A 15,600-nucleotide genomic window follows, 5' to 3' on the forward strand; every position below is an offset into this window, starting at 1 on the left:
TAATTTTATATTTGTTAAACTAGTGTTGAACGATAACGAGAGTGTTGTATAAAATTCAAACTTAAAACAATCTAAATAGGAGCGTTTGAAAATGAAAATAGCCACATTAAATAGAGGTAAAGAAACAAAGTATTTAAATCACTATCCGCTAGTAGATGAAGCGGATATTTATAACAATGATCATTTAAAAGAAGGCGACTTATTTTACATTATGAATGGTCAAGAACAGTACATTGCAACCGCATATGTTGGGCGCCAACATAAGGGACTTGGCTGGATATTAAGCTACGATCAAAATGAAACAATTAATACATCTTTTTTCGAAAAAAGATTTGAAATTGCATTACAAGAACGTGACTATTATTATCATATCGAAGGTACTAATGCGTTTAGATTATTTAATGCAGAAGGCGATGGCGTTGGTGGTTTAACGATTGATAACTACGATGGCCATTTATTGATTCAATGGTACTCAAAAGGAATATATAAATTCCGCTATAATGTCATTGAAGCGATTCAGAAAGTATTTCCATTTAAGTCAATTTTTGAAAAAATGCGTTTTAAAGATTCGGAATATACAGGTGGACATGTATTAGGAGAGACGCCTGAATTTCCAATAGTTATAGAGGAAAATTTTACATTTTATAATGTAGATTTAGATGATGGCTTGATGACAGGCATTTTCCTAGATCAAAAAGAAGTAAGAAAGAAATTACGAGACCACTTTGCAAAAGATAAGCATATACTTAATTTATTTAGTTATACTGGTGCATTTTCGGTTGTAGCTGCTAAAAATGCGACTACAACAACAAGTGTGGATTTAGCCAATCGTTCACGTAGTTTAACGGAAGAAAACTTTGGTTTAAATGGTATTGATCCTAAAAGCCAGTATATTTATGTAATGGATACATTTGATTTTTACAATTATGCTGCGCGACACGGCAAAGTATACGATACGATTGTAATTGATCCACCAAGTTTCGCTCGTAATAAGAAGAAGACATTTTCGGTACAAAAGAATTACGATGATTTAATTAATGGTGCATTAAATATACTTGCTCCGAATGGTTCTCTATTATTATGTACAAATTCAAGTGCTTTTTCATTGAAAGCCTTTAAAAATGTTATTAAAACTACGCTTAATGAAGCAGATGTAGCATATGATATTGAGGAAGTTATGGGGTTGCCTAAGGATTTTAAAACGCACCCACACTATAAGCCGTCAAAATATTTAAAAGCTGTATTTATTAATATCAAGCATTAAATCATTAAAAATGGGTATACATGGTTAATGAATGATTTAAGAAAGGTGTGTCTTTAAATGGGCATTATGAATAAATTTACAAGTGGCGTTACAAATAAAGTTGGGAACAAAGTTTTAAATATTGAAGAAATTAAAGAAAAAAGTAACTTACCGACTACTAAAGAAGAATTAGCTGAACGCAGAGCAAAAGCGGAAACAATTGTGAAGAAAAAATCATTATTATCATCAAGTATGAGTATTGTGCCAATTCCTGGACTAGACTTTGGCGTAGATATTAAATTAATGCGAGACATTATTGAAGATGTTAATAAAATTTATGGACTAGATCATAAACAAGTGAATACGCTTGGGGATGATGTGAAAGAACGAATTTTAGCAGCAGCAGCAATTCAAGGTAGTTCATTTATTGGTAAAAAAGTATCAAGTGCTGTGTTAAAAGTGGTTATTAGAGACATGGCAAAACGTGCTGCAGCGAAACAAACAAAATGGTTCCCTGTTGTTGGACAAGCTGTTTCAGCATCAATCAGTTACTACTTTATGAACAAACTTGGGCGCGAACATATCGAAAAATGTGAAAAAGTGCTTCATGATATTATTTAAAATGAAAATGTTGTAGTATAATTGGAGTAAGCTTAATGATAAAGGCTAAATAGTTATCATACGAATTTGTCTTAAATTATAATTTAAACCAAAGTTGTGACAGTGATTTTAATTTGTGCTGTTATGCATACGATAAGTAAGTAAAAATATTGAAGGTTAAAATCGACTTTTTACAATTTGAAACACTTGTTTATTTCTATAAAAACCAATTATAATAGTTTTTCAATCCTATTAGAATTGAATTTAGTAATATATTTTGGTAGTGTTATGGTATAAAATTATGTTAGATTATGACAAATTTGAATATTCTAACTTTGCGAAGGAGAAATAGATTATGGAACAAAAATCTTATGTAATTATCGATGAAACAGGTATTCATGCACGCCCTGCAACTATGTTAGTTCAAACTGCATCAAAATTTGATTCAGATATTCAATTAGAATATAACGGTAAAAAAGTTAACTTAAAATCAATCATGGGTGTTATGAGTTTAGGTGTAGGTAAAGATGCTGAAATCACTATCTACGCTGATGGAAGCGATGAAGCAGACGCAATTCAAGCAATCAGTGATGTCTTATCTAAAGAAGGTTTAACTGAATAATTATGTCAAAATTAATTAATGGTATTGCGGCATCAGATGGTGTCGCAATTGCTAAAGCTTATTTATTAGTAGAACCTGATTTATCATTCACTAATGAAAAAGTTACAGATACTGATGCTGAAATTCGAAAATTCAGAAATGCGTTAGAAGCTTCTAAAATTGAATTAACTAAAATCAGAAATAATGCTGAAAAGCAATTAGGTCCTGATAAAGCTGCAATTTTTGATGCGCATTTATTAGTACTTGATGATCCTGAGTTAATTCAACCAATCGAAGATAAAATTGCGAATGAAAAAGTAAGTGCTCCAGAAGCCCTTGATGAAGTTACTTCACAATTTATTACAATCTTCGAATCTATGGATAATGAATACATGAGAGAACGTGCTGCAGACATTAGAGACGTGTCAAAACGTGTGTTAGCACATCTTTTAGGTGTTGAATTACCAAACCCAAGTATGATTGATGAAAGTGTTGTTATCGTTGGAAATGACTTAACACCTTCAGATACAGCACAATTAAATAAAGAATTTGTTCAAGGTTTCGTTACAAATATTGGTGGTCGTACAAGCCATTCAGCAATTATGAGTCGCTCATTAGAAATTGCTGCAGTTGTAGGTACGAAATCAATTACTAAAGAAGTTAAACAAGGCGATATGGTTATCGTTGATGGTATCACTGGTGACGTTATTGTTGACCCAACAGAAGATGAGTTAATTGCTTATCAAAACAAACGTGAACGTTTCTTTGAAGATAAAAAAGAATTACAAAAATTACGTGATGCTGAAACAGTAACCATCGACGGAGAACATGCAGAATTAGCTGCAAATATCGGTACACCTGATGACTTATATGGTGTAATGGAAAATGGCGCTGAAGGAATCGGATTATATAGAACTGAATTCCTTTATATGGGTAGAGATCAAATGCCAACAGAAGATGAGCAATTTGAAGCCTATAAAAAAGTGCTTGAAACAATGAAAGATAAACGTGTTGTAGTTCGTACGTTAGATATTGGTGGCGATAAAGAACTACCATATTTAAATTTACCTAAAGAAATGAATCCATTCTTAGGTTACAGAGCAATCCGTTTATGCTTAGATCAACAAGATATTTTTAGAACGCAATTACGTGCATTATTACGTGCTTCAGTATATGGTAAATTAAACATTATGTTCCCAATGGTCGCTACAATCAATGAATTCCGTGATGCGAAAGCGATTCTTTTAGAAGAAAAAGAAAATCTTAAAAATGATGGTCATGATATCTCTGATGACATTGAATTAGGCATCATGGTTGAGATTCCATCTACAGCTGCATTAGCTGATATCTTTGCTAAAGAAGTTGATTTCTTCAGTATTGGTACGAATGATTTAATTCAATATACTATGGCAGCTGACCGTATGTCAGAACGCGTTTCTTACTTATATCAACCATACAACCCAGCTATTTTACGCTTAGTTAAGCAAGTTATTGAAGCTTCTCATAAAGAAGGTAAATGGACTGGTATGTGTGGTGAAATGGCTGGAGATGAAACAGCGATTCCATTATTACTAGGTTTAGGCTTAGATGAGTTCTCAATGAGTGCGACATCTATTTTAAAAGCTAGAAGACAAATCAATGGTTTAAGTAAAAATGAAATGTCTGAATTAGCTAACCGTGCAATTAATTGTGCTACACAAGAAGAAGTAAAAGATTTAGTTAATCATATTTCTAAATAATATTATATAGATTAAACACCTTAACTGACGTTAAGGTGTTTTTTTACAATAAAGAACCTAGCAACTAAATCATTTCATTTAGTGCTAGGTCTGTATCGTTAATATGATTATACTATGAACCAATATGACATGCAGCATTAATCTTATCTAAGTCCACTTGATACATTGGTTCGCCATCTAAGAGAATAAATGGTGTAGCGAACGCATCATAATCCATCATTTCAGCGCGATATTGTTGATTCGCAATGTTCTTTTCAATATAACCGACCTTGTGTTCAGTAAGATAATTTTTTACAAATGTACAAGGGGGACAATCATTTTGAGTAAAAATAACGATGTTTGGCAATCGAGCTCACTCCTATCGAGTTATTATCATGAAAAATACTATATATAATTTTGGAAAGAAATGCAAACTGTGAAAATTATGTGAATTTCATAAAAAAATCTTCCTTAAATTTAAGCAAAAGGATTTAGTTAGAAAATAGAACATAATATAATTTATATTAATTGCTTTTTAAAAATAGATATAGAAAAGGTGATAAAATTATGGATTCCGTTGAAATTAGTCGTTTCCTAACTGGTATGACATTAGCAGTACATATCATCTTTGCGACGATAGGTGTTGGTATGCCACTTATGTTCGCAATTGCAGAATTTTTAGGAATCAAAAACAAGGATCCTAAATATATAGCATTAGCCAAGCGTTGGTCGAAAGGTTATACCATTACTGTTGCTGTCGGTGTTGTAACAGGTACAATTATCGGTTTACAATTATCATTAATTTGGCCAACATTTATGAAAATGGGTGGGCATGTCATTGCTTTACCACTATTTATGGAGACATTTGCGTTCTTCTTTGAAGCGATATTCTTAAGTATTTATTTATATACATGGGATCGTTTCAAAAATAAATGGACACACTTCATTATTAGCATCCCAGTTATTATCGGTGGTTCATTCTCTGCGTTCTTTATTACATCAGTGAACTCATTCATGAATACACCAGCAGGATTTGAAATGAAGGACGGCAAAATGGTTAATGTACAACCACTTGAAGCAATGTTCAATCCTTCATTCCTAGTAAGAGCGTTCCATGTGGTAGCTACTGCAGGTATGACAATGGCGTTTGTTCTAGCATCTATTGCAGCATTTAAACTATTGAAAAACAAATATAATAAAGATGCAGAATATCATAAAAAAGCTTTAAAAATGACTATGATTGTTGGATTCTTATCAACATTATTGTCAATGTTAGCGGGAGACTTATCAGCTAAATTCTTACACCAAGCGCAACCTGAGAAATTAGCGGCTTACGAGTGGCACTTTGATACGCAATCGAAAGCGGATTTAGTATTCTTCGGTGTATTAAACGAGAAGACTCAAGAAGTTGAAGGTGCTATCAAAATACCAGGCATGCTGAGTTTCTTAGCGGATAATAATGTAAACACTAAAGTAGAAGGACTCAATGATTTTCCGAAAGATGAACTACCTCCATTAATTGTCCATTACTTCTTTGATTTAATGGTAACTATGGGTGTATTATGCTTTGTTATTTCAGGTGCTTTTATTTTAACTTTAATCATTAAGAAACTACGTAAATTCGTTACGCATAAAGGTATGTTATACGCGATTCTTCTTACTGGGCCAGCTTCTATGTTAGCTATCGAATTTGGATGGTTTTTAACTGAGGTTGGGCGTCAACCATGGATAGTTAGAGGATATATGCGTGTGAGTGAAGCTGCTACGCAAGCAGGAGGAATAACATTAGTTACTATACTATTTGGATTACTCTACTTAGTATTACTCTTTACATCAGCATATGTACTCATTCGTATGTTCAAAGATAAACCTGCCCAAGATGATGTAGATAAAGTCATCGAAAAAGGAGGTCATGCTTAATGGATTACACTACAATAGGTATTACCGTACTTTGGACGTTCTTATTTTTATATATCATTGTTGCTTCAATTGACTTTGGTGCGGGTTTCTTTACTTTACACACTAAATTAACTGGAGAAGAGAAAAAGATTAACCACTTAGTTGAACGATACTTAAATCCAGTATGGGAAGTTACAAATGTATTCTTCGTGTTCTTCTTTGTTGGATTTGTAGGATTTTTCCCTGATTCAGCATTATATTTTGGTACTGTGTTGCTAGTACCTGGTTCTATTGCGCTTATTCTGATTTCTATTCGAGGAAGTTTCTACGCATTTGAACATTATGGTCAAGACACTAAATTGCCATGGATAGTTATGTATGGTTTAACAGGTTTGTTAATTCCAGCATCATTAGCAACGGTATTAACAATATCTGAAGGTGGCTACATCAATGAACGTGGTTCACATTTTGATTTAGATTGGTTCCAATTACTACTTAGTCCATTTGCTTGGTCAGTCGTCTTTTTAGCAATCATTAGTGTATTGTATATATCTTCAGGATTTTTAACATACTATGCATCGAAAGCTAAAGATGAAGTGGCATATAAATATATGAGACAATGGTTTATTTTCTGGGGACCTCCTATGATTATTATTTCACTATTTGTTTTCTTATCGTTGAGAATTCAAAATGCAGATCATTTCAATAATGCAGTACAACATTACTGGTGGATGTTTGCATTAAGCTTCATTTGTTTCATTGTAGCGGGTATTTTGAACTTCATTAAGAAATATCATGGTCTAGCATTTATAATGGTGATACTCCAAATGGCATTTGCATTTTATGGATATGGCATAAGTAAATTACCTTATTTATTATATCCATTTATTAAGGTAAGTGATTCAGGTGTTAATGATTCAATGGGATTAGCACTTGTGATTGTATTTATTTTAGGTTTACTTTTATTAGTTCCATCGTTAATATTATTATTGAGATTATTTGTATTCGATAAAGAATATGTAGAAGGTAAAAAATAATTATAATAATAGAAGGGGGCTGAGATAATGAACATCAATGTATATTAACTTTATGAAGTATAATATACATGATGTCATTTATCTCAGCCTTTGCCTTATTTTTAAGAGATAGGGGTAGCCGTTCAATGGAGAAAGAATATGTTGTTATTGGGTTAGGTCGCTTTGGTGGAAGTATAGTAAGAGAGTTAAATGCGTTAGATATGGATGTTATGGCAATTGATAGAGACGAGGTACGTGTTAATGATTATAGTGACATTGCAACGCACGCAGTCGTAGCTGATACGACAGATGAAGCTGTGATGAAAAGTTTAGGTATTCGTAACTTTGATCATGTTATCGTAGCAATTGGTGAAAATATACAATCTAGTACATTAACTACGCTTATTCTTAAAGAATTAGGTGTTAAAAAAGTTACAGCAAAAGCTCAAAATGATTATCATGCTAAAATATTAAATAAAATTGGTGCAGATACAGTTGTCCATCCTGAGAGAGATATGGGACGTCGAATTGCGCATAATGTAGCAAGCGCTAGTGTTTTAGACTACCTTGAATTAGCAGATGAACACTCACTAGTTGAATTAAAAGCAAGTGAAAAAATGACAGGACAATCAATTATCGATTTAGATATTCGTGCGCAATTTGGAATCAATATTATTGCGATTAAACGTGGTAAAGAAATTGTTGTATCCCCAGACCCTTCGATGAACATCGAATTTGGAGATATATTGATTATGATAGGTCATGATAATGATTTAAATCGTTTTGAAAAGAAAATTGTAAGATAAAGTTTGCATCACAATTATTAAAGGACTTCGAATCATAGACATAAGATTGATTGACGATTTGGTAACTTTAATACTTGTGATGTTTTTATAATAACTAGAGGGAATGTAAGTGGAAAATATCTAGTTTCAAAAATGGGATATGGAGTGATGATACAAGTAAATGAGATATGTATTAATAGCATTAGGTATATTATTTACTGTAATAGCTTTTATAGGTGCAGTGTTACCATTATTACCGACAACACCGTTTTTAATTTTAGCAGTCATATGTTTTACAAATAGTTCCAAAAAGTTCAAAGTATGGCTTGAAAGCACTCAAATTTATAAAGATTACGTTGAGAATCTTAAAAAGTATAAAGGTTATACGATGAAAGAAAAAATAAGAATACTTATAAGTTTATATATAGTAGTTGGTTTTTCTATTTTTATGATTTCAAACTTATATATTCGAATTGGGTTAGTCATTATGGTAATCATTCAAACGATTGTGTTATTTACATTTGTTAAGACATTACCAGCGAATTTTAATCAAGACAAAGGATCATCATAGTTATCGTAATCAGGAAGAGGTTGGGACATCATTCCTAGCAAAATAACCAGTAAATGCGTTTGTTAAAACGCATTTACTGGTTTCTTTATTTGCAATACTTGATATTGTTGGCTCGCTACCTTAGGGGACAGCTTCAGCCTGTAGTCCTTTTAAAGAAATGCTTAGATGAACATTTACTCATTCTGTTGTTAGGGGGATGGGTCGAGCCGCGGTCTGGACACTCATCCTACTCCCTCAGGCGTCACACAACGTCATTCGTAGTTCATCTTTAGAATTTCTTACATAAGTGCGCTAGCACTTATGTTCATTAATAACCAACAGAGGAGTCGCGCAACGCCATTTATTATCCATCTTTAGAGCTACTTACCTAAGTGTTATAGCACTTAGGTTCTTTGAAACTACTGCCCCCCTAGGAGTCTCCGCAACTCTGTTTCGTAATCTATCTTAGAACTATTTACGTAAGTGTGTGAGCACTTACGTTAATTAACCCCAGCTTACTTTGCTTGTAGATTTTCATGTTGAAAATCTCTTCGCTAGGGCCCCGCGCGCAACGCCAATTATTATCCATCTATAGAGCTATTTACCTAAGTGTGTGAGCACTTATGTTCATTAATAATCAACGTAAGCGTCTTGCCAAAATATTTTATATTTATATGTAATTTTATATTAAAATACTAAAAAATATAATATGACTCAAGTAACTATACCAAAATATAATAATAGTTATTCTAAAATAGACCATGATGTCACATTGATGAAAATGAAAGAAGATTGTATGAAAAATGGACAACTGTATGAACTTCAATTCAAAAATAAATAAAAAATGAATGAAGAATTATAATTGTGAATGTTTTAAAGCCCAAATTAATTGAATACTTTTAGAATCTAAAACGAAAACCACCTACAGTCAAAGGAAAATTGATGTGGCGCTTACTTTTAGATTTATGGAGGCGTTTTTGGGTTTCACTCGAATGTCTGTACAAGAGATAAATAAATCCAAAAGAGAATAAGGAATTGTGCTAATGCACATAATATAAAGAAAGTAACAACTCAATGAGCTAAAAATAATAAAAAAAGACAATTTCTATATTATTTCAATAGAAATTGTCTTAATTTACTTATCCTGGAACTTTGTGTCCCAGACGCTATTACGTCATGCGGAAACCATTTATTAATCTTCGTTCACTTTCATGATTACAGGTAAAATCATTGGACGACGTGCTGTTTTATCATATAAATAAGGTTGTAGTGTCTCAATGATTGACGATTTAATTTGATGCCATTGAATATTTGGATTAGCATTTAGTTTTGAAATAACATCAGTTTTAATTTTACGTTGCGCATCGTAAATTAATTGTCCAGATTCTCGCATATATACGAAACCACGAGAAATGATGTCTGGACCAGAAAGCAATTTATTAGTACTGAAATCGATACTAACGACAACTATGACTAAGCCTTCTTCAGATAATAATTTACGATCGCGGATAACGACATTACCAATATCACCAATACCACTACCATCAACTAACACATTTCCAGAAGGTATACGACCTGCTTTACGTGCTGAGTCATGTGTTAATGCAAGCACGTCACCGATATCAAAGATAAAGACGTTGTCTTCTTTAACACCACAGTCAACACCAGTCTGACCATGTGCTTTAAGCATGCGATATTCACCGTGAATAGGTAAGAAGTATTTCGGTTGAATTAAGCGAAGCATTAATTGCTGATCGCCTTGTGAACCGTGACCTGATGTATGAATATTAGATATTTTACTATGAATTACATCAGCACCAGCTTTATATAAAGCATTAATAGTGCGGTTGATACTCTTAGTATTACCTGGAATAGGTGAAGAACTGAAGACTACAGTATCATCTGGAATAATTTTAATTTGTTTATGCGTTCCATTTGCGATACGAGATAAAGCAGCCATCGGTTCACCTTGAGAGCCTGTACATAGAATAAGTAATTCATGTTTAGGAATATTGTTAATTTTATTTGGCTCCACAAAAGTTTCTGGCGGTGCTTTGATGTAACCAAGCTCCATACCAATTTTGATATTATTTTCCATAGAACGACCAAATGTTACAATTTTACGATTGTATTTAATTGCAGCTTCAACCGCTTGTTGTACACGGTAAATATTAGATGCAAAGGTAGCAAATATAATACGTCCCTTACAATTACGGAAAATCTTATCAACGTTCTGTCCGACTTCTCGCTCACTTAGTGTGAAATCAGGAACTAAGGCATTAGTTGAATCAGATAGAAGACATAGAACACCTTCTTTACCTAATTCAGCCATTTTAGCAATATTCGCTGGTTCACCTACAGGCGTAAAATCAAATTTAAAGTCACCAGTATGAACAATTTTGCCTTCAGGTGTGTCGATAATTACACCGTAAGCTTCAGGAATACTATGAGTTGTTAGATAAAATGATATTTCAAAGTGTTTCGATTTAATAACACTATCTTCTGTAATCTCATTTAATGACGCATTACGTAATAAGTTGTGTTCATCTAGCTTATTACGTATTAGTCCTAAAGCTAATGGACCACCATAAATAGGTACATTAATTTGTTTTAATAGGTAGGGCACACCACCTATATGGTCTTCATGTCCGTGTGTTATGAATAGACCGACAATTTTATCTTGATTTTGTTCGAGGTAAGTGTAATCAGGAATGACGTAGTCAATTCCTAGTAAATTATCATCAGGGAATTTAATTCCAGCATCTATGATGACGATTTCGTTCTTATATTCGATGGCGTAAGTGTTTTTACCGACTTCACCTAAGCCACCTAAAGCATATACACCTACTTCGTTAGAATGTAATTGCTTCATTATTGAGCATTCTCCACGTTGAAATGATCAGAATGTTCTTTTTCATATTCTAAATGTGCGCCCTCTAATTTAGTAATGAATTCGATATTATAATTGCGGTCTTTTAAATAACGTCTTACTTGTTCCTCTGTTTCACCTTCAACATAAATTGTATTTGTGTTTTCACGAACGATTACTTCGTCTTTGTTATGTTGGAAAAATACTTTAAATACTGTCATATTGGATAGTTCCTCCTAAATTTAAACATCTTAATTGATTTTATTAATCTGAAACCTTAATCAACTTGATACGTCCAGTCATATTGCGTAGATTAATAGTAGTACTTTATCAATTTACAATTATTTGCAGATATTGATTTGTCTACGTGTTGATATTAGCGTCATGTTATAAATATCGACCTAATAGTTATGTGATTAAGCACAATATGAAATGTTTCTGACTTTCAACCGTGTATTAAGGCAAATATAAATGTCGTTCATTATTTGAAAATTAGCATTACACTAAGATTTCAGTTACTATTTATTTTACATTATGTATATGAATAAATAAAGCAGTTTATATCTGTTCTACACTTCAATTACTAGATATAAAGTCTAAATATTATTAAATAAGTAAGAATTAAATTTATTGTTCACGCCGTGGATAAATAAAAAACTCAAACTACTTCCATATTTGAAAATAGCTTGAGTAAAATAAACTTGATTAAAGTTAAACCTCAACTGAGTCTGGTAATGGTGTTAATGGATTTTCTTGATCAATATAATCATAGAACATAATACCGTTTAAATGATCGATTTCATGTTGGAAAATAATCGCAGGGTAACCTTTTAATCTTAATTTAACTTCATTACCGTCAATGTCTAATGCTTTAATAGTTACTCTATAATGTCTATGAACTAATCCAGGAATATTTTCATCCACACTCAAACAACCTTCACCAGTAGGTAAATAGGCGTGTTGAACACTGTGGCTCATGATTTTAGGATTAACCAGCATATAGTCATATGATTTACCGTTTCCATCATCAGGTAAGTAAACAGCAATCATTCTTTTAGAAACATTAATTTGAGGAGCAGCTAAACCAACGCCTGAACGTAAACCATATTTTTTAGCAATGTCATCATCTTGACTGTTAATTAAAAATTGACGCATTTCTTTTAATGTATTTTTATCTTCATCAGATAACGGTAAATTTACATCTTCCGCTTTAGCGCGTAACGTAGGATGACCATCTCTGATAATATCTTTCATAGTTAACATGTCATACACCTTCCTTATAATAAAATATAACAGAAAAACGAATCATAAGTACATTATCTTATTTCATTTGATTTATAAAGCATAATTTTATATGATAACAGTCGAATGACTACGAGGAGGTTTACACTCAATGAAACTACGTAAAACAGTTGCAGTAGTAGCAGCGTCGACAGTTTTATTAGCAGGTTGTACAACAGATAAAAAAGAAGTGAAAGCATACAATGAAAATGTTCAAAAGGCGTTTGATAAAGAACAACCTATTAATAGTATTAGCAAGAAATTAAATTCTCTTGAAGAAAAGAAACAAGATTTATATAAAAAAACGAATAGTGATAACGAGGAAACACGTAAGAAAGCAGCTGATGATATTCTTGATAATATCAAACAAAGAGAAGATACATTTGATAAAGAAATAGCAGCATTAGACGATTCTAAGAAACAATTTAATAAAGGCGAGTCACACATCAAAGAAATTAAAAGTGATGACAAGAAAAAAGAACTTAAAGAATTAGATGATGCAGTTAAAAACAAATATAAAGTTCATGACAAATATGCGGATGCCTATAAGAATGTTTTAGATAAAGAAAAAGATTTATTCGAACTTATCAAACAGGATGGTATAACGCAATCTCAAGTAGATGAAAAGAATGATGCATTAAATAAAGCACAGAAGAATTTCCAAGACAAATTTAAAGAATATTCAAAAGCTATGAACACAGTAAATAAAGAAAAACAAGATGTTGATAATCTGTAGTACTTTGGGTATTGATACAGATTGAATATCGATAATGATACAGTTGGAAAAACTGTATCTTTTTTAGTAATACAGAACTTTATTAAAATATTTAACAGTACAAATAAATTGTGGTACACTATGAGAGGATAAAATGAATTTCTATTATATGGGAAAGGTATGGTGAATTGAATGGCTCCTAAGTTACAAGCCCAATTCGATGCAGTAAAAGTATTAAATGATACTCAGTCGAAATTTGAAATGGTTCAAATTTTGGATGTTGATGGTAATGTCGTAAATGAAGACTTAGTACCTGATTTAACTGATGAACAACTAGTAGAATTAATGGAAAGAATGGTGTGGACACGTATTCTTGACCAACGTTCTATTTCATTAAATAGACAAGGTCGTTTAGGTTTCTATGCGCCAACAGCTGGACAAGAAGCTTCACAATTAGCTTCACAATACGCTTTAGAAAAAGAAGACTTCATCTTACCAGGTTACCGTGACGTGCCACAAATCATTTGGCATGGTTTACCATTAACTGAAGCTTTCTTATTCTCAAGAGGACACTTCAAAGGAAATCAATTCCCTGAAGGTGTTAATGCATTCAGTCCACAAATCATTATCGGTGCACAATACATTCAAACTGCTGGTGTAGCATTCGGTATTAAAAAACGTGGTAAAAAAGCAGTAGCGATCACTTACACTGGTGACGGTGGTTCATCACAAGGTGACTTCTATGAAGGTATCAACTTTGCTTCAGCTTACAAAGCACCAGCAATTTTTGTTATCCAAAATAACAACTATGCTATTTCTACTCCACGTAGTAAACAAACAGCAGCAACTTCATTAGCTCAAAAAGCTATTGCAGTAGGTATCCCTGGTATCCAAGTTGATGGTATGGATGCATTAGCTGTATACCAAGCTACTAAAGAAGCTCGTGATCGTGCTATTAATGGTGAAGGTCCAACATTAATTGAAACTATGACTTATCGTTATGGTCCTCATACAATGGCTGGAGATGACCCAACTCGTTACAGAACTTCAGATGAAGATGAAGATTGGAAGAAAAAAGACCCATTAGTTCGTTTCAGAAAATTCTTAGAAAACAAAGGATTATGGAACGAAGATAAAGAAAATGAAGTTATTGAACGTGCTAAAGACGACATCAAGAAAGCTATCAAAGAGGCTGACAATACTCCAAAACAAACAGTTATTGACTTAATGGATATCATGTACGAAGATATGCCTCAAAACTTAGCTGAACAATATGAAATTTACAAAGAGAAGGAGTCGAAATAAGCCATGGCACAAATGACAATGGTTCAAGCGATTAACAATGCGCTTAAAACTGAATTGCAAAATGACGAAAATGTAGTAGTTTTCGGTGAAGACGTTGGTGTTAACGGTGGTGTATTCCGTGTAACTGAAGGTTTACAAAAAGAATTCGGTGAAGATCGTGTATTCGATACGCCATTAGCTGAATCTGGTATCGGTGGTTTAGCTCTTGGTTTAACTGTAGAAGGTTTCCGTCCAGTAATGGAAATCCAATTCCTTGGTTTCGTATTTGAAGTATTTGACGAAGTTGCTGGTCAAATTGCTCGTACACGTTTCCGTTCAGGTGGTTCTAAAGTAGCACCTGTTACAATCCGTGCACCATTCGGTGGTGGTGTTCATACACCTGAATTACACGCTGATAACTTAGAAGGTATTTTAGCTCAATCACCAGGTATTAAAGTAGTTATTCCTTCAGGCCCATATGATGCTAAAGGTTTATTACTATCATCAATCAGATCAAATGATCCAGTTGTATATTTAGAGCACATGAAATTATACCGTTCATTCCGTGAAGAAGTTCCGGAAGAAGAATATACAATTGATATCGGTAAAGCTAATGTGAGAAAAGAAGGTAACGACATCACATTAATCGCTTACGGTGCAATGGTTCAAGAATCTGAAAAAGCTGCTGAAGAATTAGAAAAAGAAGGTTACTCAGTAGAAGTTATTGACTTACGTACTGTACAACCTATCGACATCGATACTTTAGTTGCTTCAGTTGAAAAAACTGGTCGTGCTGTAGTAGTTCAAGAAGCACAACGTCAAGCTGGTGTTGGTGCTACAGTAGCTGCTGAATTAGCTGAACGTGCTATCCTTTCATTAGAAGCACCAATCGCTCGTGTAGCTGCTGCTGATACAGTATATCCATTTACTCAAGCCGAAAATGTTTGGTTACCAAACAAAAACGACATCGTTGAACAAGCTAAAGCTACATTAGAATTCTAATACTTTTAGCTTAACAATTAGCTAGCAATCAGACTTA

15 protein-coding genes and 1 pseudogene are annotated in these 15,600 nt (G+C 33.0%); 12 read left to right on the forward strand and 4 right to left on the reverse strand.

Going from position 1 to position 15,600, the window contains the following annotated elements; all coding sequences use genetic code 11:
• The first annotated feature begins 91 nt into the window (after positions 1–91).
• From AK212_RS03110 to ptsP, 4 genes are all read left to right on the forward strand, one after another.
• Positions 92–1,264 carry a class I SAM-dependent rRNA methyltransferase gene (locus tag AK212_RS03110; RefSeq protein ID WP_053022618.1) on the forward strand — a complete coding sequence of 391 codons (1,173 nt, stop codon included), beginning with the start codon at positions 92–94 and terminating at the stop codon, positions 1,262–1,264.
• 57 nt (positions 1,265–1,321) lie between these two features.
• The gene (locus AK212_RS03115; RefSeq protein WP_053022619.1) at positions 1,322–1,864 is read left to right on the forward strand and encodes a hypothetical protein; all 543 of its coding nucleotides are present in this window, start codon (positions 1,322–1,324) and stop codon (positions 1,862–1,864) included.
• A 334-nt stretch (positions 1,865–2,198) separates the two neighbouring features.
• The gene (locus AK212_RS03120) at positions 2,199–2,465 is read left to right on the forward strand and encodes a phosphocarrier protein HPr (RefSeq protein WP_011276148.1); all 267 of its coding nucleotides are present in this window, start codon (positions 2,199–2,201) and stop codon (positions 2,463–2,465) included.
• A 2-nt stretch (positions 2,466–2,467) separates the two neighbouring features.
• A complete protein-coding gene (gene ptsP / locus AK212_RS03125) occupies positions 2,468–4,183 on the forward strand; it encodes a phosphoenolpyruvate--protein phosphotransferase (protein ID WP_053029141.1) in 1,716 nt (571 codons plus the stop codon).
• Positions 4,184–4,295: 112 nt separating this feature from the next.
• Here the strand turns inward: ptsP and AK212_RS03130 are convergent, their stop codons facing one another.
• Positions 4,296–4,529 (reverse strand): glutaredoxin family protein, encoded by a 234-nt coding sequence (locus AK212_RS03130; RefSeq protein ID WP_053029142.1) that lies wholly within the window; start codon positions 4,527–4,529, stop codon positions 4,296–4,298.
• A gap of 200 nt (positions 4,530–4,729) precedes the next feature.
• Between AK212_RS03130 and AK212_RS03135 the strand changes: the two genes are divergently transcribed.
• The 5 genes and pseudogenes from AK212_RS03135 to AK212_RS13770 form a co-directional block, all read left to right on the forward strand.
• Positions 4,730–6,082 (forward strand): cytochrome ubiquinol oxidase subunit I, encoded by a 1,353-nt coding sequence (locus tag AK212_RS03135; RefSeq protein WP_053029143.1) that lies wholly within the window; start codon positions 4,730–4,732, stop codon positions 6,080–6,082.
• Positions 6,082–7,098 carry a cytochrome d ubiquinol oxidase subunit II gene (locus AK212_RS03140; RefSeq protein WP_053017747.1) on the forward strand — a complete coding sequence of 339 codons (1,017 nt, stop codon included), beginning with the start codon at positions 6,082–6,084 and terminating at the stop codon, positions 7,096–7,098. The genes AK212_RS03135 and AK212_RS03140 overlap by 1 nt, the downstream gene beginning before the upstream one ends.
• Before the next feature lie 125 nt (positions 7,099–7,223).
• Positions 7,224–7,883 (forward strand): potassium channel family protein, encoded by a 660-nt coding sequence (locus AK212_RS03145; protein WP_053029144.1) that lies wholly within the window; start codon positions 7,224–7,226, stop codon positions 7,881–7,883.
• Between the two features lie 160 nt (positions 7,884–8,043).
• On the forward strand, positions 8,044–8,433 hold the full coding sequence (locus AK212_RS03150) for a YbaN family protein (protein WP_053022623.1): 390 nt from the start codon (positions 8,044–8,046) through the stop codon (positions 8,431–8,433).
• A 791-nt stretch (positions 8,434–9,224) separates the two neighbouring features.
• A pseudogene (locus AK212_RS13770) lies at positions 9,225–9,608 on the forward strand (IS5/IS1182 family transposase); the annotation flags it as partial.
• On the opposite strand, the gene rnjA reads toward AK212_RS13770, so the two are convergent.
• From rnjA to def, 3 genes are all read right to left on the reverse strand, one after another.
• The gene (rnjA, locus tag AK212_RS03155) at positions 9,605–11,284 is read right to left on the reverse strand and encodes a ribonuclease J1 (protein WP_053022624.1); all 1,680 of its coding nucleotides are present in this window, start codon (positions 11,282–11,284) and stop codon (positions 9,605–9,607) included. The pseudogene AK212_RS13770 and the gene rnjA sit on opposite strands and share 4 nt — an antisense overlap.
• Positions 11,284–11,502, reverse strand: coding sequence for a DNA-dependent RNA polymerase subunit epsilon (locus AK212_RS03160; RefSeq protein ID WP_053022625.1), 219 nt, complete (start codon positions 11,500–11,502; stop codon positions 11,284–11,286). Before AK212_RS03160 ends, rnjA begins: the two co-directional genes overlap by 1 nt.
• 490 nt (positions 11,503–11,992) lie before the next feature.
• On the reverse strand, positions 11,993–12,544 hold the full coding sequence (gene def / locus AK212_RS03165; protein WP_053029145.1) for a peptide deformylase: 552 nt from the start codon (positions 12,542–12,544) through the stop codon (positions 11,993–11,995).
• Positions 12,545–12,674: 130 nt separating this feature from the next.
• Between def and AK212_RS03170 the strand changes: the two genes are divergently transcribed.
• From AK212_RS03170 to AK212_RS03180, 3 genes are all read left to right on the forward strand, one after another.
• A complete protein-coding gene (locus AK212_RS03170; RefSeq protein WP_053029146.1) occupies positions 12,675–13,298 on the forward strand; it encodes a YkyA family protein in 624 nt (207 codons plus the stop codon).
• A gap of 171 nt (positions 13,299–13,469) precedes the next feature.
• Positions 13,470–14,582 carry a pyruvate dehydrogenase (acetyl-transferring) E1 component subunit alpha gene (gene pdhA / locus AK212_RS03175; RefSeq protein WP_053022628.1) on the forward strand — a complete coding sequence of 371 codons (1,113 nt, stop codon included), beginning with the start codon at positions 13,470–13,472 and terminating at the stop codon, positions 14,580–14,582.
• 3 nt (positions 14,583–14,585) lie between these two features.
• Complete coding sequence (locus AK212_RS03180) at positions 14,586–15,563, forward strand: alpha-ketoacid dehydrogenase subunit beta (RefSeq protein ID WP_053022629.1); 978 nt, start codon at positions 14,586–14,588, stop codon at positions 15,561–15,563.
• Positions 15,564–15,600 lie beyond the last annotated feature (37 nt).

The organism is Staphylococcus borealis (assembly GCF_001224225.1).
Taxonomy (GTDB): Bacteria; Bacillota; Bacilli; order Staphylococcales; family Staphylococcaceae; genus Staphylococcus; species Staphylococcus borealis.

What these genes read in the sequence shown, in the direction of transcription:
- AK212_RS03110 (WP_053022618.1), top strand. Translation starts at nt 92, where the DNA reads ATGAAAATAGCCACATTAAATAGAGGTAAAGAAACAAAGTATTTAAAT.
- AK212_RS03115 (WP_053022619.1), top strand. Translation starts at nt 1,322, where the DNA reads ATGGGCATTATGAATAAATTTACAAGTGGCGTTACAAATAAAGTTGGG.
- AK212_RS03120 (WP_011276148.1), top strand. Translation starts at nt 2,199, where the DNA reads ATGGAACAAAAATCTTATGTAATTATCGATGAAACAGGTATTCATGCA.
- ptsP (WP_053029141.1), top strand. Translation starts at nt 2,468, where the DNA reads ATGTCAAAATTAATTAATGGTATTGCGGCATCAGATGGTGTCGCAATT.
- AK212_RS03135 (WP_053029143.1), top strand. Translation starts at nt 4,730, where the DNA reads ATGGATTCCGTTGAAATTAGTCGTTTCCTAACTGGTATGACATTAGCA.
- AK212_RS03140 (WP_053017747.1), top strand. Translation starts at nt 6,082, where the DNA reads ATGGATTACACTACAATAGGTATTACCGTACTTTGGACGTTCTTATTT.
- AK212_RS03145 (WP_053029144.1), top strand. Translation starts at nt 7,224, where the DNA reads ATGGAGAAAGAATATGTTGTTATTGGGTTAGGTCGCTTTGGTGGAAGT.
- AK212_RS03150 (WP_053022623.1), top strand. Translation starts at nt 8,044, where the DNA reads ATGAGATATGTATTAATAGCATTAGGTATATTATTTACTGTAATAGCT.
- rnjA (WP_053022624.1), bottom strand. Translation starts at nt 11,284, where the DNA reads ATGAAGCAATTACATTCTAACGAAGTAGGTGTATATGCTTTAGGTGGC.
- AK212_RS03160 (WP_053022625.1), bottom strand. Translation starts at nt 11,502, where the DNA reads ATGACAGTATTTAAAGTATTTTTCCAACATAACAAAGACGAAGTAATC.
- def (WP_053029145.1), bottom strand. Translation starts at nt 12,544, where the DNA reads ATGTTAACTATGAAAGATATTATCAGAGATGGTCATCCTACGTTACGC.
- AK212_RS03170 (WP_053029146.1), top strand. Translation starts at nt 12,675, where the DNA reads ATGAAACTACGTAAAACAGTTGCAGTAGTAGCAGCGTCGACAGTTTTA.
- pdhA (WP_053022628.1), top strand. Translation starts at nt 13,470, where the DNA reads ATGGCTCCTAAGTTACAAGCCCAATTCGATGCAGTAAAAGTATTAAAT.
- AK212_RS03180 (WP_053022629.1), top strand. Translation starts at nt 14,586, where the DNA reads ATGGCACAAATGACAATGGTTCAAGCGATTAACAATGCGCTTAAAACT.